Origin of the sequence: Mesorhizobium sp. M4B.F.Ca.ET.017.02.2.1, assembly GCF_003998955.1 — a bacterium.
GTDB classification, from domain to species: Bacteria; Pseudomonadota; Alphaproteobacteria; order Rhizobiales; family Rhizobiaceae; genus Mesorhizobium; species Mesorhizobium abyssinicae.
In genome coordinates, this window is the sequence record NZ_RZOF01000023.1 from 1 (window position 1) to 16,356 (window position 16,356).

The 16,356-nt window shown below is 65.1% G+C and carries 18 protein-coding genes; 6 read left to right on the plus strand and 12 right to left on the minus strand.

Features of this window, described 5'->3' with window-relative positions; all coding sequences use genetic code 11:
* The 3 genes from EN738_RS05190 to EN738_RS05200 all read right to left on the minus strand — a co-directional run.
* Nucleotides 1–455, minus strand: a 455-nt coding sequence (locus EN738_RS05190; RefSeq protein ID WP_145966826.1) for a YafY family protein, incomplete at its 3' end; no start/stop codon positions are given.
* A gap of 199 nt (nt 456–654) precedes the next feature.
* Nucleotides 655–1,056 (minus strand): hypothetical protein, encoded by a 402-nt coding sequence (locus tag EN738_RS05195; RefSeq protein ID WP_245494369.1) that lies wholly within the window; start codon nt 1,054–1,056, stop codon nt 655–657.
* A 141-nt stretch (nt 1,057–1,197) separates the two neighbouring features.
* On the minus strand, nt 1,198–1,365 hold the full coding sequence (locus EN738_RS05200; protein ID WP_127282773.1) for a hypothetical protein: 168 nt from the start codon (nt 1,363–1,365) through the stop codon (nt 1,198–1,200).
* A 183-nt stretch (nt 1,366–1,548) separates the two neighbouring features.
* Here EN738_RS05200 and EN738_RS05205 point away from each other — a divergent pair, with 183 nt between their 5' ends.
* Nucleotides 1,549–1,728 carry a hypothetical protein gene (locus EN738_RS05205; protein WP_210214066.1) on the plus strand — a complete coding sequence of 60 codons (180 nt, stop codon included), beginning with the start codon at nt 1,549–1,551 and terminating at the stop codon, nt 1,726–1,728.
* 26 nt (nt 1,729–1,754) lie between these two features.
* On the opposite strand, the gene EN738_RS05210 is transcribed toward EN738_RS05205, so the two are convergent.
* From EN738_RS05210 to tkt, 7 genes are all read right to left on the minus strand, one after another.
* Nucleotides 1,755–2,483 (minus strand): SGNH/GDSL hydrolase family protein, encoded by a 729-nt coding sequence (locus EN738_RS05210; RefSeq protein WP_127282774.1) that lies wholly within the window; start codon nt 2,481–2,483, stop codon nt 1,755–1,757.
* 158 nt (nt 2,484–2,641) lie between these two features.
* Nucleotides 2,642–3,382: a thioredoxin family protein gene (locus EN738_RS05215; RefSeq protein ID WP_127282775.1), complete on the minus strand. Its 741-nt coding sequence runs from the start codon at nt 3,380–3,382 to the stop codon at nt 2,642–2,644.
* Nucleotides 3,383–3,540: 158 nt separating this feature from the next.
* Entirely contained in the window at nt 3,541–4,566 is a 1,026-nt protein-coding gene (locus EN738_RS05220) for a class I fructose-bisphosphate aldolase (protein ID WP_127282776.1), read from the minus strand.
* Between the two features lie 237 nt (nt 4,567–4,803).
* Nucleotides 4,804–6,000, minus strand: a complete 1,197-nt coding sequence (locus tag EN738_RS05225; protein WP_127282777.1) for a phosphoglycerate kinase — start codon at nt 5,998–6,000, stop codon at nt 4,804–4,806.
* Nucleotides 6,001–6,103: 103 nt separating this feature from the next.
* Nucleotides 6,104–7,993: a potassium/proton antiporter gene (locus EN738_RS05230; protein WP_127282778.1), complete on the minus strand. Its 1,890-nt coding sequence runs from the start codon at nt 7,991–7,993 to the stop codon at nt 6,104–6,106.
* A 209-nt stretch (nt 7,994–8,202) separates the two neighbouring features.
* Nucleotides 8,203–9,213, minus strand: coding sequence for a type I glyceraldehyde-3-phosphate dehydrogenase (gap, locus tag EN738_RS05235; RefSeq protein ID WP_127282779.1), 1,011 nt, complete (start codon nt 9,211–9,213; stop codon nt 8,203–8,205).
* Nucleotides 9,214–9,374: 161 nt separating this feature from the next.
* Nucleotides 9,375–11,366, minus strand: coding sequence for a transketolase (gene tkt, locus EN738_RS05240; protein WP_127282780.1), 1,992 nt, complete (start codon nt 11,364–11,366; stop codon nt 9,375–9,377).
* 258 nt (nt 11,367–11,624) lie between these two features.
* Here tkt and EN738_RS05245 point away from each other — a divergent pair, with 258 nt between their 5' ends.
* The 3 genes from EN738_RS05245 (at nt 11,625) to EN738_RS05255 (ending at nt 13,098) form a co-directional block, all read left to right on the plus strand.
* Complete coding sequence (locus EN738_RS05245) at nt 11,625–11,897, plus strand: DUF4164 domain-containing protein (RefSeq protein WP_006200774.1); 273 nt, start codon at nt 11,625–11,627, stop codon at nt 11,895–11,897.
* Between the two features lie 4 nt (nt 11,898–11,901).
* The gene (locus EN738_RS05250) at nt 11,902–12,267 is read left to right on the plus strand and encodes a cell division protein ZapA (protein WP_127282781.1); all 366 of its coding nucleotides are present in this window, start codon (nt 11,902–11,904) and stop codon (nt 12,265–12,267) included.
* 171 nt (nt 12,268–12,438) lie between these two features.
* Complete coding sequence (locus tag EN738_RS05255) at nt 12,439–13,098, plus strand: peroxiredoxin (RefSeq protein WP_127282782.1); 660 nt, start codon at nt 12,439–12,441, stop codon at nt 13,096–13,098.
* 260 nt (nt 13,099–13,358) lie between these two features.
* Here the strand turns inward: EN738_RS05255 and rpoH are convergent, their stop codons facing one another.
* Both rpoH and EN738_RS05265 read right to left on the minus strand, forming a co-directional pair.
* Complete coding sequence (rpoH, locus tag EN738_RS05260; protein WP_127282783.1) at nt 13,359–14,270, minus strand: RNA polymerase sigma factor RpoH; 912 nt, start codon at nt 14,268–14,270, stop codon at nt 13,359–13,361.
* A 211-nt stretch (nt 14,271–14,481) separates the two neighbouring features.
* Nucleotides 14,482–15,522: an RluA family pseudouridine synthase gene (locus EN738_RS05265; protein WP_127282784.1), complete on the minus strand. Its 1,041-nt coding sequence runs from the start codon at nt 15,520–15,522 to the stop codon at nt 14,482–14,484.
* Nucleotides 15,523–15,548: 26 nt separating this feature from the next.
* Here EN738_RS05265 and EN738_RS05270 point away from each other — a divergent pair, with 26 nt between their 5' ends.
* On the plus strand, nt 15,549–15,932 hold the full coding sequence (locus tag EN738_RS05270; RefSeq protein ID WP_127282785.1) for a fimbrial protein: 384 nt from the start codon (nt 15,549–15,551) through the stop codon (nt 15,930–15,932).
* On the plus strand, nt 15,929–16,342 hold the full coding sequence (locus EN738_RS05275) for a VOC family protein (protein ID WP_127282786.1): 414 nt from the start codon (nt 15,929–15,931) through the stop codon (nt 16,340–16,342). The genes EN738_RS05270 and EN738_RS05275 overlap by 4 nt, the downstream gene beginning before the upstream one ends.
* Nucleotides 16,343–16,356 lie beyond the last annotated feature (14 nt).

The window sequence follows — 16,356 nt, forward strand, 5'->3', positions numbered from 1 at the left end:
ATGGTCAGGACCTGGCGTTTCTCGATCGCGCGCTCGATCAGGTCGATCGCCTCGCGCGCGGCATCGCTCACCACCCACATCGGCGTGTGGATCTCGGTGCGGGCGATGCGGTCCTTCTCGGTATCGGGCAGCACGGCGCCGATCTTGACCAGCGCCTCGTCGGCGGCCCGCGCCATGGCGGCGCCGCCAAAGGCGCGCACCATGCGGGCGCCGGCGACCAGCGCCACGATCTCGTCACGCGTGAACATCAGCGGCGGAAGGTCGAAACCCTCCCTCATCATGTAGCCGACGCCCGCCTCGCCGTCGATCGGCACGCCAGTCGACTGCAGGTCGGCGATGTCGCGATAGATCGTGCGCTCGGAAACCTCGAGCCACGCACCCAGCTTCTGGGCGGTGACCAGACGGCCGCCGCGCAAATGCTGCACGATCTGGAAGAGCCTGTCGGCACGACGCATCGTATGGTTCCTCGATGTTGTTTCTATGCATGTCGTGGCCCCAAAACCGGTTCCCACTTCTGGGCGACATGCACGTTGTTGCTATGCATGTCGTGGTTCCCAAAACCGGTTCCCACCTTTGGGCGACATGCACGTTGTTTCTATGCATGTCGTGGTTCCCAAAACCGGTTCCCACTTTTGGGCGACATGCACTATGGCTTCAGCCCTTCGCGCTTGCGCTGCACGGCGACGAACTCCGTGCCGAAGGACAGTTCCTCGTTGTCGGCGTCCTGGCGTCCAGCACCCGCCAGAACGGCGCGATCTCGCTCAGCGCCATGCCGTGCTCGAGATCCTCGCCGGCCGCCTCGGCCACGGTGCGCAAATGATAGCCGATGGCGACCGGGCATGTCACTTCAGCCCCGTGCTCGATGGCCAGCGCGGTGCGCAGCGCGCGGACGTCCATCTCGACGCCTTCCGGGATCGAACGGATGAAATCATCGACCTGGCGCGCTGTCGGCACCAGCATCGGCTGGCCTTCGACGACGTCGGCAAAGCTCCGCGGCGACGGCTTGATGCCATTGACGCCCGGCGTGTTCAGCCTGTCGTTCCAGCTCTTCACCATGCGAAGTTCACTCTCTACTCCTGCCACACCATGACACGACCCTCCTGACAGCATACTGTCAGGAGGGTTCAGCATATTCGCCGACGCGTCTAGATCTGGGCACCGCGGTGTCCGCATCCAAGCGCGGCACGCAAAAAAAGCTCATTGGTCGATGTGGCGGCCGTTGGCGTACATATCCGGCCAGCCGATGTCCTTGCGAATGTCCGCCGGCAAGCCATTCATGAAACGCTGGGTGCGGATCTCGTTGCGCATCGTGCGGATCTTGCCGACATAGTGCTGCACACCGCGCAGTATCTGGTAACCGGTCATGGCTAGTCTCCTCTTCTTTGATGAGGACACTATCGCACACCCCTGCTGACAGCAGTCTGTCAGGAGGATGGCAGCCTTTCGAAGGAGATTGCGGTCAGTCTGGCTGGCACGCGGAGAAGCGGCTGTCCTGCCCGGTTCCGCCCGGCTTCAAAGCAACGACGCCGGCTTTGACAGCTGGCCGCGATGCTGCTCAAAAGCGGCATGTCGAAACTCCTCGCGCTCGTCATCATTGGCATCATGGTCATCCAGCTGATCAAGCCGCTCGGCTGGCCGGGGCTGAAGCGGCGCAGCGATTTCTGGAAGCTGGCGCTGCTTGCCATGGCGGCGATTTCGCTCACCGCCGTGCTGGGGCACTGGGGCTAGAGCCGCGACGTCACCCCATCGGCTGCCTACGCCGAGGGCTGCTCGCCCAGAACAGGGGCGAGCAAATGCTCCGCCCAGGCGCGGTAGCCGGCTTCCGAGGCATGGAATCCGTCGACGGCAAAGCCGGCCTGCGGATCGAGGATCGGCAGCCGCGACGCAGGCACCGCGCCGCGCTCCAGGCAGAGGCGCTTGCCCATCCGGTTCATCTCGGCAGCCCTGATCTCGAGGATCCTGCCAAGCAGGGAGGGCATCGCCGGCGCCCGGGTGAACTCCAGCACCGGCGACCACACCACGCGCGCCTCCGGCCATTTGGCGCGCAGCGCGTAAAGCAGGCCGCCGAACTCCTTCTTGAAGCGTGGCACCGAGTGGAAGTTCTTGGTGTCGTTGGTGCCGATGGCGAGCACGATATGCGTCCACGGATCGGCCGACAAATTGGGCAGGACATGGTCGCGCACCTGGCCGGAAGTCGCCGAATTGAAGCCGGCCGCCCGCCAGCGCACGGCGCTGCCCGTTCGCTCTGAAATCAGGATGGCAAGCTGCGCCGCGAGCCCGTTCTCGGAATGGCCGATGCCGACCGAGGCGGCGGAGGAATCGCCCAGCACCAGCAGCGTGATCGGCGGCGCCTTGCCCGGCATCTCATGCATGACCGGACCGCGCGCCGGCAGCATGCGGCTGGTGCGACGGCGCACGCCGAGCCCCTGCCAGACGTAGACGGGAAAGGCGAGCCAGGTGAGGAGGGCGAGCAGGCGCTGCATGGCTCATGCCCTTAGCGCATATTGTTGTGCGGGTGAACGATCTAACTAAAGCGCGTCGCGCCTGAACGGCCTCATGCGACGCGCTTTAGCTCTTTGTTTTATGCATGTCGTTTCCCAAAACCGGGGCCACTTTTGGGCGACATGCATTAGCCGCCGGTTCAGTCGCAACAGGCCGGCGGCGGCTCGGATACGTCCCCGTACTCGTCATGCAGCCGTACCCAGTCCATCAGGCCACCATAGGGGCCGGTCTCGTTGCGGCCCTTCGGCGTCATGTCGAGATAGTGATAGGCGCCGATCAGTGGATCGCCACCGCGGGCGCGCGACGTGAAGGTGAGGAAGATGTCGCCGGCCCCGTCGCGGTAGAACACGCTGACGCCGGGCAGGTCCTTCGACGTGCGCGCGCGCCTTTCGAAGTTGTAGGTGGTGTCGCCGGCGGCGATCTGCTTGTCGGTGAAGGAAACCTGCATGTCGAAGTTGAAGTCGGACGCATAGGACGACACCCAGTCGAACCGCCAGCCCATGCGCTGCTTGTAGGGCGACAGCTCGGCCAGCGGCGCGCGCGCCACCACGACCAGCGACACGTCGTGGTGCTGAAGATGCAGATTGGCGCCGTCTATATGGTCGGCAAGGAACGAGCAGCCCTCGCAGCGATGGTTCGAACCGGGCGCCAGCATGAAGTGATAGACGATCAGCTGGCTGTTTTCGCCAAAGAGCCCGGCCAGCCGCTTCGGGCCTTGCTCGCTCTCGAAGACGTAGTCCTTGCGGATCTTCAGCCAGGGCAATTCGCGCCGTTCGGCGGCGATCTTGTCGCGCAGCCGCGTCAGTTCCTTCTCGCGATCGAGGTGCCTTTTGTGCGCCTCGAACCAGTCTTCCCGCGAAACGACGGCATTGCGATGCATGACGATCTCCTGTCCTCTCCTGCCAAGGACGTTCGATATCGGCGCGATCCGACATGGCCGACGCGCTTTTCCGCGCAGTCCCAGAAGTGGGGATGCCGCCGCGAAAAACAAAACCCGGGCGGTGAGCCCGGGTTTTGCGTCGCGTCTGAAGAAACGTGTCAGGCGGCCTTTTCCAGCGCCTGCTGCCATTTGCCGAGCGCCGCCAGATGGTTCATGTGGGCGCGATGGACAAAGGCGGCCTGGCCGGCGGCGACGTTCGATGCCTTGCCGCTCCAGGCCTTCTGCGCGGCGGCCTGCAGGGCACGGCCGTAGGAGAAGGTCAGCTTCCACGGATGCGGGCCGATGGCGTTGATGGCATTGAGGTTGGCGGTCGCCTCCTCGTCCGATTGGCCGCCGGAGAGGAAGGCAATGCCCGCAACCGCCGCCGGCACCGTCTCGCGGAACAGTTTGATCGTCTTTTCCGCGACGATCTCGGGACTGTCCAACTTGCCCGATTTCTTGCCCGATATGACCATGTTCGGCTTCAGGATGGTGCCTTCGAGCACGACGCGCGCGGCATAGAGCTCGTCATAGAGCTTGAGCAGCGTCGCCTTGCTGATCTCGTAGCAGGTGTCGATGCCGTGGGCGCCGTCCATCAGCACTTCCGGCTCGACGATTGGCACGATGCCCGCCTCCTGGCAGAGCGCGGCATAGCGGGCGAGCGCATGCGCGTTCGAACCGATCGACGTTGTCGACGGTACGCCCTTGGCGATGTCGATATCGATCACCGCGCGCCATTTGGCGAAGCGGGCGCCGAGCTTGTAGTAGTCGGCAAGCCGCTCACGCAGGCCGTCGAGGCCCTCGGTGACGGTGTCGCCGGGAAAGCCGGCCAGCGGCTTGGCGCCGGCATCGACCTTGATGCCAGGGATGGCGCCTGACGCCTTGATGATGTCGACCAGCGGCGTGCCGTCGGCGGCCTTCTGGCGGATGGTCTCGTCATAGAGGATGACACCGGAAATGTAGCGCGTCATCGCGTCCTTGGCGCGGAACATCATCTCGCGATAGTCGCGGCGGCTGTCGGCCGTCGATTCGACGCCGATCACGTCGAAGCGCTTCTTGATGGTGCCGGAGCTTTCATCGGCGGCCAACAGGCCCTTGCCGTCGGCCACGATCGCGGCGGCAATGTCTTCGAGACGTTCGCTCATTGTGCTTCCTCCTGACAGTGGTTTTCCGCGGTTCACGGAACTCTACCGCCAAAGGAATGATGCCGGAAAGCGCGAAATCGATTGAAAGTCGCGCCGCGGGGCCGGCTCGCCGAGTCTTGATCGGGTCAATCGCTCCGGTCGCATTTCCGCAACGCCAAGCATCGCCGCCTGGCTGCAAATGCTTTGCTCCACCCAATTCCGAACGGAAAACCGCTGCGCGGTTTTCCTGGAATTGCTTCAGCGCTTCAGCACCTCGACGCCGGGCAGCGGCTTGCCTTCCATCCACTCAAGGAAGGCGCCGCCGGCGGTCGAGACATAGGTGAAGTCGTCGGCGACGCCGGCGTGGTTGAGCGCGGCCACCGTGTCGCCGCCGCCGGCCACCGAGACCAGCTTGCCTGCCTTGGTGCGTTCGGCGGCGTGCCTTGCCGCCGCCACCGTGGCGCGGTCGAAAGGTTCGATCTCGAAGGCGCCGAGCGGGCCGTTCCAGACCAGCGTGGCGGCGCGGTCGATCCAGTCGCCGACGGCCTTCACGGTCTTTTCGCCGACGTCGAGGATCATGCCGTCGGCCGGCACGTCCGATATGGCGACGGTCTCGCTGGCGGCCCCGGCCTTGAACTCCTTCGCCACGACGCCGTCGCCCGGCAGGATGATGGCGCAGCCGGCTTCGGCCGCCTCGATCATGATCTGCTTGGCAGTGGCGGCAAGATCATGCTCGCAGAGCGACTTGCCGACGGCGGTGCCGCGCGCGGCCAGGAAGGTGTTGGCCATGCCGCCCCCGATGACCAGCGCGTCGACCTTCTTCACCAGGTTCATCAAGAGGTCGATCTTGGTCGAGACCTTGGCGCCGCCGACGATGGCGACGACCGGGCGGACGGGATTGCCGAGGCCCTTTTCCAGCGCGTCGAGCTCGGCCTGCATGGTGCGGCCGGCGAAGGCCGGCAACAGATGCGCCAGGCCTTCAGTCGAGGAATGGGCACGGTGCGCGGCGGAAAAGGCGTCGTTGACGAAGATGTCGCCGTTGGCGGCGAGCTTCTCGGTGAAGGCCGGGTCGTTCTTCTCCTCGGCCTTGTAGAAGCGTGTGTTTTCCAAAAGCAGCACATCGCCCTTGTCCATGGCGGCGACGGCGCTGCCCGCTACGTCGCCGATGCAGTCGGCGGCGAAGCCGACGGGCCGGCCGAGCACGTGCGCCGTGGCGCCGGCGATCGGCTCCAGCGAGAATTCGGGCGTGGGTCCGTCCTTGGGACGGCCGAAATGGGCAAGCAGGATGACCTTGGCGCCCTTGCCGGACAGTTCGGCGATGGTCGGCGCGATGCGCTCGATGCGGGTGACGTCGGTGACCTTGCCGTCGGCGACGGGAACATTGAGGTCGACGCGCACCAGCACGCGCTTGCCGGAGATGTTGCCGATGTCGTCCAGTGTCTTGAAGCCGGCCATGCTGGTCCCTTTCCTCGAAAATCGCGGGGACCTTACCCGCCAACGGCGACGATGCAAGGCCCGCGTTGAAGCGCGCGCGCAAAAATGATGTAGGCGCGTAAGATCAGCTTTCGCTTGTTGCCTTTTGCGCTGTCGGCTCGGGCGTCGCGGGCTGTTCGGGCGGCGCTTCGACGGCAGGCGCCTGCGCCGGCTTGCGCCAGCCGCGGACGAAGGCGGCGATGCGGTCGCGGATCTCGCCGGCGCTCAGGAACACCGGTACGCGCGCCACCGGCGCGGTCGGCTCGAAGGACAGGCCGAGGCCGATGATCCGCCCCTTGTCGTCGACGTCGCGCACGATGAGCTCGATCGGTCCGATCAGCACCCGGTCGGCATATTCGGGATGGCCGCCGAGCCGCTCCGTCACCAGGGCGCCGACGGTCAGCTTGCGCTCGGCCTCGGTCAGGCCCGGCCCATAGGCGGCCTCCAATTCCTCGGCCAAGCGCGTCGGATCGAGCGCGAAGGCGCCGAAGAAATCCGCGTCCTCCGGATCGACCACGGCGCGGCTGGCGAACAGCTTGTCGAGCAGGCGCGGATAACGATCCGGCACGAAGATATAGACCTGGTCGCCGGCGGCCAGCCGGCCCATGTCCTGGAATCGCATCGAGCGGCCGTCGCGCAGCACCAGCGAGGGCCGCGCCCAGCGCGGGATGCGCTCGCCGCGCGCCACCGGGCTGCCCGGCGCCACGCGATAGGCGAGCAGCTCGTGATGGGCCGAGCCCGGCAGTTCGAGCTCGACCTTGTCGAGCGGCCCGAGCCTCGCCGGCACGATGAGGCCGAGGCGGCGCGCCAGCGGCCCGACGGTCCAGCCCTGCACGACCAGCGATACCAGCACGATGATGAAGGCGGTGTTGAAGATGACGCGGCCGTTTTCCAGGCCACCGAGCAGTGGCGTGATGGCAAGCAGGATGGAGACCGCGCCGCGCAGTCCGACCCAGGAGACGAAAGCCACCTCGGGCCGCGGCAGGCGGAACGGGACAAGGCAAAGCCAGACGGCGACCGGCCGCGCCACGAAGATCAGGAACAGGCCGAGCAGGACCGCCGGCACCAGGATCGCCGGAAACTGCGAGGGCGTGGCGAACAGGCCGAGGATCAGGAACATGATGATCTGCGCCAGCCATGACATGCCGTCCTGGAAGCGCTTGAGGATGGTGACGGCGCGGATGTCGGAATTGCCCGCTATCAGGCCGGCGAGGTAGACCGCCAGGAAGCCGGAGCCGCCAATGGCGCCGGCGGCTGCGAACACCATCAGCGACAGCGTCAGCACGAAGATCGGCAGCAGGCCGTGGTCGAGGTTCAGCCGCTCGACAAGGCGCACGATCGCGAGGCCGCCGAGAATGCCGACGACGGCGCCGACACCCATGTTGAGCAGGAAGCCGAGCGCGAGGTTGGTGACCAGCACATTGGCCTCGGGATTGGCGTGGGCGGCGATGATCTCGACCAGGGTGATGGTGAGGAAGATGGCGATCGGGTCATTGGTGCCGGATTCCACCTCGAGCGTCGCGCGCACGCGCTCGCGCAAATTGATCTCGCCGGCGCGCAGCAGAAAGAACACCGCAGCCGCATCGGTCGAGGCGACGGCGGCGCCGAGCAGGAAGGATTCCAGCCAGGTGAGGTCGAGCAGGTAATAGGCGGCGGCGCCGAACAGGCCGGTGGTCAGGATGACGCCGACGGTCGCCAGCGACAGCGCCGGCCCGGCTGCCTGGCGCAGCGCATTGAGCGGCGTGCCGAAACCGGAATCGAACAGGATGACGGCCAGCGCCAGTGAGCCGGCAAAATAGGCCAGCCTTGCGTTGTCGAATTCGATGCCGAGGCCGTCGGTTCCGGTCGCCAGACCGATGCAGAGGAAGAGAAGCAGGAGGGGAGCGCCGAAGCGAAAGGCGATCAGGCTCGAAAACGCGGCGGCAACGACAAGGGCGGTGCCGACCAGCGTTACAAGATAGATCGCATGCTCCATCCGGAATTGCCCCTCAAATCCGCCTCCCTCCCCGCTTTACGGCAGAGTGGGGCGAAGACATGACCAGTGCAAGGCGGCAGCGTGGTTTTTTGCTCCTATGGGGCTGATTTCCGGAGCTTTTGCCGCTTGGGGCGCCAGCCCGGCCCGCAAACGAAAAACGCCCGGCCGAAGCCGGGCGTCTGGTCTGGAAAGATCGAAGTCCGCCGCGATCAGGCGATGGTCTTGCCGAAGGCGACCGCGGTGTCGCCCATGCGGTTGGAGAAGCCCCATTCATTGTCGTACCAGGAGAGCGCCGACACGAAGTTGCCGTCCATGACCTTGGTCTGGTCGAGGGCGACGATCGAGGAATGCGGATCGTGGTTGAAGTCGATCGAGACATTCGGGTGATGGGTAACGGCGAGCACGCCCTTCAGCTTGCCCTTGGAGGCGGCGATCACCGCTTCGTTGATCTCCTGCGCGGTGGTCGAGCGCTTGGCGATGAACTTGAAGTCGACGACCGAGACGTTCGGGGTCGGCACGCGGATCGAGATGCCGTCGAGCTTGCCCTTGAGGTCGGGCAGCACCAGGCCGATCGCCTTGGCTGCACCGGTCGAGGTCGGGATCTGCGACAGCGCCGCCGCGCGGGCGCGGTAGAGGTCCTTGTGCATCGTGTCCAGCGTCGGCTGGTCGCCGGTGTAGGAGTGGATCGTCGTCATCATGCCCTTCTCGATGCCGACGGTCTCGTGCAGCACGGCGGCGAGCGGCGCCAGGCAGTTGGTGGTGCAGGACGCGTTCGAGATGACGATGTGGTCCTTGGTCAGCTTGTCGTGGTTGATGCCGTAGACGACGGTGAGGTCGGCGCCTTCGGCCGGCGCCGAGACGATGACACGCTTGGCGCCGGCGGTGAGATGCGCCGCCGCCTTGTCGCGGGCGGTGAAGATGCCGGTGCACTCGAGCGCGATGTCGACGCCGAGTTCCTTCCACGGCAGCTGGGTCGGGTCCTTGATGGCGGTGACCTTGAACTTCTCCGAGCCGACCGAGATCTGATCGCCGTCGACCGTCACTTCATGCGGGAAGCGGCCATGCACGCTGTCGTAGCGCAAGAGATGCGCATTGGTCTCGACCGGGCCGAGGTCGTTGACGGCGACGACGTCGATGTCCTTGCGGCCGGATTCATGGATGGCTCGCAGGATGTTGCGGCCGATACGGCCGAATCCGTTGATGGCAACTCTGACGGTCATGTTTCTCTCCCTGGGAGCTGGAAGGCGATTGGGTCCGCAGCTTCATAGCGGCGGACGGGCGAAGAATCCAGCCTTGGAAGGCTTGGATTTAAATCGATTAGGTTGGGCCAGCCCGCCAAGGCGGCCATGCTTGGTTTTGACGGGCTCGCTTGGCTCAACCCTTACTTGCCGTGCAGGCGGGCTTCCGCCGCTTTCGCCGCCGCTTCGGCGGTGATGCCGAAATGCGGATAGAGCTGCTCGATGGTGCCCGAGGCACCGAAGCCGGTCATGCCGACAAAGATGCCATCGCTGCCGATAATATGGTCCCAGCCCTGGCGGATGCCGGCTTCGATTGCGACCTTCACCTTCGCATTGCCGATCGTCTTCCTGCGGTAGTCGTCGCTCTGCTGGTCGAACAGTTCGAAGCAGGGCACCGAGACGACGCGGGTCGGGTGGCCGTGCTGCTGCAGCAACTCACGCGCGCCGAGCGCGACCTCGACCTCGGAGCCGGTGGCGAAGATGGTCACCGCCGCCTCGCCGTTCGCCGCGGCGAGCTCATAGGCGCCGGACGCGCTGAGGTTCTTCTCGCTGTGCTCGGTGCGAACGGTCGGCAGGTTCTGGCGGGTCAGCGCCAGCGTCGACGGCGTCTTTTCGGATTCGAGCGCCAGCTGCCAGCACTCCGCCGTCTCGACCGCGTCGGCCGGGCGGAAGACGTTGTGGTTGGGGATGGCGCGAAGCGCTGCCACATGCTCGACCGGCTGGTGCGTCGGACCGTCCTCGCCGAGGCCGATCGAGTCATGGGTCATGACGAAGATCGAGCGGATGCCCATCAGCGAGGCCAGCCGCATCGACGGACGGGCATAGTCGGAGAAGCACAGGAACGTGCCGCCATAGGCGATCAGGCCGCCATGCAGCGTCAGGCCGTTGATCGCTGCCGCCATGCCATGCTCGCGGATGCCGTAGTGGACATAGCGCTGGCCATAGTCGTCAGGGGTGATGTTCTTGGTCTGGCTGGTCTTGGTGTTGTTGGAGCCGGTCAGGTCGGCCGAGCCGCCGATGGTTTCCGGCACCGCGCCGTTGATGACTTCCAGCGCCATTTCCGAGGACTTGCGGGTGGCGACCTTGGGCTTGTCGGCCGAGAGCTTCTTCTTGTAGTCGGCGATCACGCTGTCGAAGTTCGACGGCAGCTTGCCGGAGATGCGGCGCTCGAACTCGCCCTTCAGCGTGGCGTCGGCCTTGGCGAGACGGCCTTCCCAGTCGGCGCGGACCTTGGCGCCGGCCTGGCCGGCGGCGCGCCAGGCGTCGAGGATGTCGGCGGGAACCTCGAAGGGCGGCGAATCCCAGCCGAAGAATTTGCGCGCGCCGGCGATTTCCTCGGCGCCGAGCGGCGAGCCGTGCGCCTTGTTGGTGCCGGCCTTGGTCGGGGCGCCGAAACCGATGGTGGTCTTGCAGGCGATCATCGTCGGCTTGTCGGAGTGGCGCGCCGCCTCGATGGCGTAGGCGATGGCTTCCGGATCGAAGCCGTCGATGTGGGTAGCGTTCCAGCCGGAGGCCTGGAAGCGGGCGACCTGGTCGGTGTTGTCGGCGAGCGACACCGGGCCGTCGATCGAGATGTTGTTGTTGTCCCACAGCACGATCAGCTTGTTGAGCTTGAGATGCCCGGCGAGCGCGATGGCCTCCTGGGAGACGCCCTCCATCAGGCAGCCGTCGCCGGCCAGAACATAGGTGTAGTGGTCGACGAGGTCCTTGCCGAAGGCGGCGTTCATGATGCGCTCGCCGAGCGCGAAGCCGACCGAGTTGGCGAGACCCTGGCCGAGCGGCCCAGTTGTAGTCTCGATGCCGGCGGCATGGCCGTATTCTGGATGACCGGCGGTCTTCGATCCGAGTTGGCGGAAATTCTTGATCTGGTCGAGGGTCATGTCCTCGTAACCGGTCAGATAGAGCAGCGAGTAGAGCAGCATCGAGCCGTGGCCGGCCGACAGGATGAAGCGGTCGCGGTCGGCCCAGTGCGGGGCCTTGGCGTCGAATTTCAGGAAGCGGGTGAACAGCACCGTGGCGATGTCGGCGCAGCCCATGGGCAGGCCCGGGTGGCCGGAATTGGCCTTCTCGACGGCGTCCATGGAAAGGAAACGGATCGCATTGGCCATCCGGTCATGTTGTTCACGCGAGGTCATGCTTCCTCCGGGGTGGGGGTTTGAGGCCCTGGGACAGGCCTGGAAAGGGTGCGCGACACATAGCAGGCGCGGCCCTTGAGTCAACAAATCGGTGCGTTTTTGCCGGGCTTGTGATGGCCCCGGCAGACCTACATTAGCGTTAGCGGGGGACAGTCGCGAGAGCTTTATTGACGTTGCCTTCACACGGCGCCTAATGTTTCCTGGATAACGCGTTCTGAACACGAACGATTCGGTGATGGGCAGGGTGCAGGACGAGCCATGACCGGGGAAACGACGCTCAAGGAAGTCATCGCCAGGCTTGGCAAAGCCATCGAAGGCCTGGAAAACGCCGTCGCGGCCAAGCTCGAGCACGAGCGCGACTATTCGGAGGCCGAGGCGGAGGTGCAGCGCATGAACGCCGACCGCTCAAGGCTGGCGCAGGAACTCGACAATTCCGAAGCGCGCGCCGAGCGGCTGGAAGACGCCAACAAGGAAGTATCGCGCAGGCTGGTGACCGCCATGGAAACCATCCGCGCGGTGTTGGACAGGTAGGCCAATGGCACAGGTCACGGTTTCCATCGACGGCAAGCAGTACCGCATGGCTTGCGACGAGGGCCAGGAAGAGCACCTGATCGACTTGGCCGAGCGCTTCGACCGCTATGTCGCGCATCTCAAGGACTCGTTCGGCGAGATCGGCGACCAGCGGCTGACGGTGATGGCCGGCATCATGGTCATGGACGAGCTTTCGGAGCTGCAGAAGCGCGTCAAGGGCATGGAAAGCGAAGTGCTGACGCTGCGCAAGACGCGCGACGACGCGCTGGCCAAGGCCGGCAAGAGCGACGGCGTGCTGACCGACGCGCTGGGCGCGCTGGCCCAGCGCATGGAAGACCTGGCGACGACGCTGGCGGTCAAGAAGGCCTGAGCCCGAGGCGGCAGAAATTCCTGCCGGATTTGCCGAGAAAAGATGAAAATTTTTCATCGCCGGCGCCATTCCCGGCGGCCTGCGCCGTATGAAGCCTGCCTTGGGAGTGGTAGAGATTGCGAGCGGTGCCGGCGCGGCATGCCGGCGGCAGTCAAAGGGTAGGGACATGTCATGAGTCTTCGGATCAACGATATCGCGCCGGACTTCACGGCCGAAACCACGCAAGGGACGATCAGCTTCCATCAATGGATCGGCGATGGCTGGGCGGTGCTGTTCAGCCACCCGAAGAACTTCACCCCGGTCTGCACGACCGAGCTCGGCACCATGGCCGGGCTGGAGGGTGAGTTCAAAAAGCGCAACGTCAAGATCATCGGCATTTCCGTCGACCCGGTCGCCAGCCACGACAAGTGGCAGGCCGACATCAAGACGGCGACCGGCCAAGAGGTGAAATATCCGCTGATCGGCGACAAGGACCTCGCGGTCGCCAAGCTCTACGAGATGCTGCCGGCCGGCGCCGGCGAGAGCTCGGAAGGCCGCACGCCGGCCGACAACGCCACGGTGCGTTCGGTCTATGTCATCGGGCCGGACAAGAAGATCAAGCTGGTGCTGACCTATCCGATGACCACGGGCCGCAACTTCGACGAGATCCTGCGCGTCATCGATTCCATCCAGCTGACGGCCAAGCACCAGGTGGCGACGCCGGCGAACTGGAAACAGGGCGAGGATGTCATCATCACCGCCGCGGTCTCCAACGAGGACGCGATCAAGCGCTTCGGCGCCTTCGATACGATCCTGCCGTATCTGAGGAAGACCAAGCAGCCTTCGGCGTGAGCCCTTTAACTTCTCCCCGTGAACGGTGAGAAGGTGCCCGAAGGGCGGATGAGGGGCAGCGCCGCGTTCGGCTGTGATTGCGCCGAAACCTTCGTAGGTCGTTCTGAAAGGAAAACCTCGCGGCGTGGGCGCTGCCCCTCATTGTCCTGCCGGACATTTCTCCCCGTATAGTGACGGGGAGAAAGGGCTGGTTTCGCCGCCTTCGCCAAACAAAAAAGGCGGCGCCGGAGCGCCGCCTTTTCATTTATGCCTTCAGCTGGCTAAGCCGCCGGCTGCGCCTCGATGGTGCGCAGGGCCTGGGTCTGGCGCTTGGCTGCGGCCTTGACCGCGTCCTGCACCTTCTCGAAGGCGCGCACCTCGATCTGGCGCACGCGCTCGCGGCTGATGTCGAACTCGGCCGACAGCTCTTCCAGCGTCAGCGGCTCGTCGGCGAGGCGGCGCGCCTCGAAGATGCGCCGTTCGCGCTCGTTGAGCACGGAAAGGGCGCCCGACAGCATGGAGCGCCGGTTTTCCAGCTCGTCCTGCTCGATCAGCATCTCTTCCTGGCTTTCGTGGTCGTCGACCAGCCAGTCCTGCCATTCGCCGGACTCGCCCTCGCTGGCGCGGATCGGGGCATTGAGCGAAGCGTCGCCCGAGAGGCGGCGGTTCATCGACACCACTTCCGCCTCGGAGACGTTGAGGCGCGTGGCGATCTCGGCGATCTGCTCGGGCTTCAGGTCGCCATCGTCGAGCGCCTGGATCTTGCCCTTCACCTTGCGCAGATTGAAGAACAGGCGCTTCTGGTTGGCGGTGGTGCCCATCTTGACCAGGCTCCACGAGCGCAGGATGTACTCCTGGATCGAGGCCTTGATCCACCACATGGCATAGGTGGCGAGCCGGAAGCCGCGCTCCGGTTCGAATTTCTTGACGGCCTGCATCAGGCCGACATTGCCTTCCGAGATCACCTCGCCGATCGGCAGGCCGTAGCCGCGATAGCCCATGGCGATCTTGGCGACGAGCCGCAAATGGCTGGTGACGAGCTTGTGCGCGGCCGTGGTGTCCTCATGCTCGGCGTAACGCTTGGCGAGCATGTACTCTTCCTGCGGCTGAAGCATCGGAAAGCGACGGATTTCTTCCAGGTAGCGGCTGAGGCCGCCTTCGCCGGAAACGATACTGGGTAGTGACTGGGCCATGATAGCGCCCCCTCTCTATTGGAGTGATGCCCCCGAAACGCGGCGGGCATGTGACGCGAATGCCAATCGGCTCATCCGCGGCAACTGGTGTATATAGGAACAAAACCAGAAAAGACAGGCATTTGTTCAACACGAAACAGTGTGTCACGCTGAAGTGAACAACGCCAGTCAGGTTTTTTGATGGTTGGCTTGAAGCGTCTTGATGGCGGGCTCAGAGATTGCGAAAGCCGCCGACGAGTTCCTCCATGTCCCTCGGTATCGGCGCCTCGAACCTCATCGTTAGATGGGTAGCCGGGTGTCGGAATTCAAGCAGCCAAGCGTGCAGGGCTTGCCGCGGAAAGGCATTGACAGCGCCTTTCAGCGGTTCGGGCAACCGGTTTGCCTTGGTGCGGAAAGCCTGGCCGTAATCGGGATCGCCGACGACGGGATGGCCGATATGGGCCATGTGGACGCGGATCTGGTGGGTGCGGCCGGTCTCCAGCCGGCATTCGACCAGGCTTGCGGTGGCGAGGTCCTTCTGCCGCTCGCCGAAGCGCTCGATCACGCTAAAGTGCGTGACCGCGTGGCGGGCGTCGTCGCGGCCTTGCGGCACCACGGCGCGGCGCACGCGGTCGGCGGCGCGGCCGAGCGGCGCATCGACCGTGCCGGTCGGTCTCGACGGAATGCCCCAGACCAGCGCCAGATAGGCGCGTTCGAGGTCGCCGGTGCGGCCATGATCGGCAAAGGCCTCCGACAGCGCCTTGTGGGCGCGGTCGGTCTTGGCGACGACCATGACGCCGCTGGTCTCCTTGTCGAGACGATGGACGATGCCGGGCCGCCTGACACCGCCAATGCCTGACAGGCTGTCGCCGCAATGGTGGATGAGGGCATTGACCAGCGTTCCGGTCCAGTTGCCGGCGCCGGGGTGGACGACCAGTCCCGCCGGCTTGTTGATGACGATCACTTCGTCGTCCTCATGGAGGATGTCGAGCGCGATCGCCTCGCCGCGGGGCTCGGCCGGCTCGGGCTCCGGCATCTCGACCGCTACCCGCTCGCCGGCGGACATCTTGCGCTTGGCCTCCTCGACGACCTTGCCGCCGATGCTGACCGCGCCCTGCCTGATCAGCATCTGCACGCGGCTGCGCGACATGTCAGGGCCGAGTTGGCCGGCCAGCCATTGGTCGAGGCGCTGGCCGACGGCATCGGCCCCTGCCTGCAGCACGATCGGGGCTGCCTCTATGAATTGCTGGGTCTCTTCGCTATGAGCGCTCATCGAAAGAAGGTTCCGGAATTTTTGCCATGGTCAGGCCGATTGCCGACGAAGACGAAGAAAAGCCGCTCGATCCCGGGGTCGAAAGCGTGCGGAAGAAACTCTTGCGCTTCATGGCCATCAATCTCGGCCTTTTGTTGCTTGCCCTTATGGTGGTGATCGGAGCGCTTGTCTACAAAGCGCGCAACGCGCCGCCTGCCAGCGCCCCGGTTGCCGGCGATATCCAGGTGCCGGCCGGCGAACCGTTGAGCGCCGACATCGTGCTGCCCGTCGGCGCCAAGGTGGTCAGCCAGTCGCTGTCCGGCAACCGCATCTCGATCGATGCCGAGCTTGCCGACGGCAGTCGCGCCATCTTCGTCTACGACATTGGCGAGCGCCGCCTCGTTGGCCGTCTTGCCATTCGCAATAAATGACGGGCTTTGCCGACAACCGCCGGGTGGCCACGGTGGCGATCGTGGTCAGGGACTATGACGAGGCGATTGCCTGGTATGTCGAGCGGGCGGGCTTCGTGCTCACCGACGATGTCGACCTCGGCGGCGGCAAGCGCTGGGTCACCGTTGCGCCGGCGAACGGAAACGGCGCGCGGCTGCTGCTGGCCGAAGCATCCGACGCCGAGCAGGCAAGCCGCATCGGCGACCAGACCGGCGGCCGGGTCTTCCTGTTCCTCGAAACCGACGACTTTGCCCGCGACCATCAGGCGATGCTCGCAAACGGCGTCGAGTTCCGCGAAGCGCCCCGCTTCGAGGCCTATGGCACGGTGGCGGTGTTCGCCGATCTCCACGGCAATCTCTGGGACCTGATCGAGCCGAAACGACAGGGCTGAGCTCGACAGTTTTG

Excerpts from the sequence above, each read along its gene's own strand:
- EN738_RS05195 (WP_245494369.1), bottom strand. The coding sequence starts at position 1,056 with ATGGTGAAGAGCTGGAACGACAGGCTGAACACGCCGGGCGTCAATGGC.
- EN738_RS05200 (WP_127282773.1), bottom strand. The coding sequence starts at position 1,365 with ATGACCGGTTACCAGATACTGCGCGGTGTGCAGCACTATGTCGGCAAG.
- EN738_RS05205 (WP_210214066.1), top strand. The coding sequence starts at position 1,549 with ATGCTGCTCAAAAGCGGCATGTCGAAACTCCTCGCGCTCGTCATCATT.
- EN738_RS05210 (WP_127282774.1), bottom strand. The coding sequence starts at position 2,483 with ATGCAGCGCCTGCTCGCCCTCCTCACCTGGCTCGCCTTTCCCGTCTAC.
- EN738_RS05215 (WP_127282775.1), bottom strand. The coding sequence starts at position 3,382 with ATGCATCGCAATGCCGTCGTTTCGCGGGAAGACTGGTTCGAGGCGCAC.
- EN738_RS05220 (WP_127282776.1), bottom strand. The coding sequence starts at position 4,566 with ATGAGCGAACGTCTCGAAGACATTGCCGCCGCGATCGTGGCCGACGGC.
- EN738_RS05225 (WP_127282777.1), bottom strand. The coding sequence starts at position 6,000 with ATGGCCGGCTTCAAGACACTGGACGACATCGGCAACATCTCCGGCAAG.
- EN738_RS05230 (WP_127282778.1), bottom strand. The coding sequence starts at position 7,993 with ATGGAGCATGCGATCTATCTTGTAACGCTGGTCGGCACCGCCCTTGTC.
- gap (WP_127282779.1), bottom strand. The coding sequence starts at position 9,213 with ATGACCGTCAGAGTTGCCATCAACGGATTCGGCCGTATCGGCCGCAAC.
- tkt (WP_127282780.1), bottom strand. The coding sequence starts at position 11,366 with ATGACCTCGCGTGAACAACATGACCGGATGGCCAATGCGATCCGTTTC.
- EN738_RS05245 (WP_006200774.1), top strand. The coding sequence starts at position 11,625 with ATGACCGGGGAAACGACGCTCAAGGAAGTCATCGCCAGGCTTGGCAAA.
- EN738_RS05250 (WP_127282781.1), top strand. The coding sequence starts at position 11,902 with ATGGCACAGGTCACGGTTTCCATCGACGGCAAGCAGTACCGCATGGCT.
- EN738_RS05255 (WP_127282782.1), top strand. The coding sequence starts at position 12,439 with ATGAGTCTTCGGATCAACGATATCGCGCCGGACTTCACGGCCGAAACC.
- rpoH (WP_127282783.1), bottom strand. The coding sequence starts at position 14,270 with ATGGCCCAGTCACTACCCAGTATCGTTTCCGGCGAAGGCGGCCTCAGC.
- EN738_RS05265 (WP_127282784.1), bottom strand. The coding sequence starts at position 15,522 with ATGAGCGCTCATAGCGAAGAGACCCAGCAATTCATAGAGGCAGCCCCG.
- EN738_RS05270 (WP_127282785.1), top strand. The coding sequence starts at position 15,549 with ATGGTCAGGCCGATTGCCGACGAAGACGAAGAAAAGCCGCTCGATCCC.
- EN738_RS05275 (WP_127282786.1), top strand. The coding sequence starts at position 15,929 with ATGACGGGCTTTGCCGACAACCGCCGGGTGGCCACGGTGGCGATCGTG.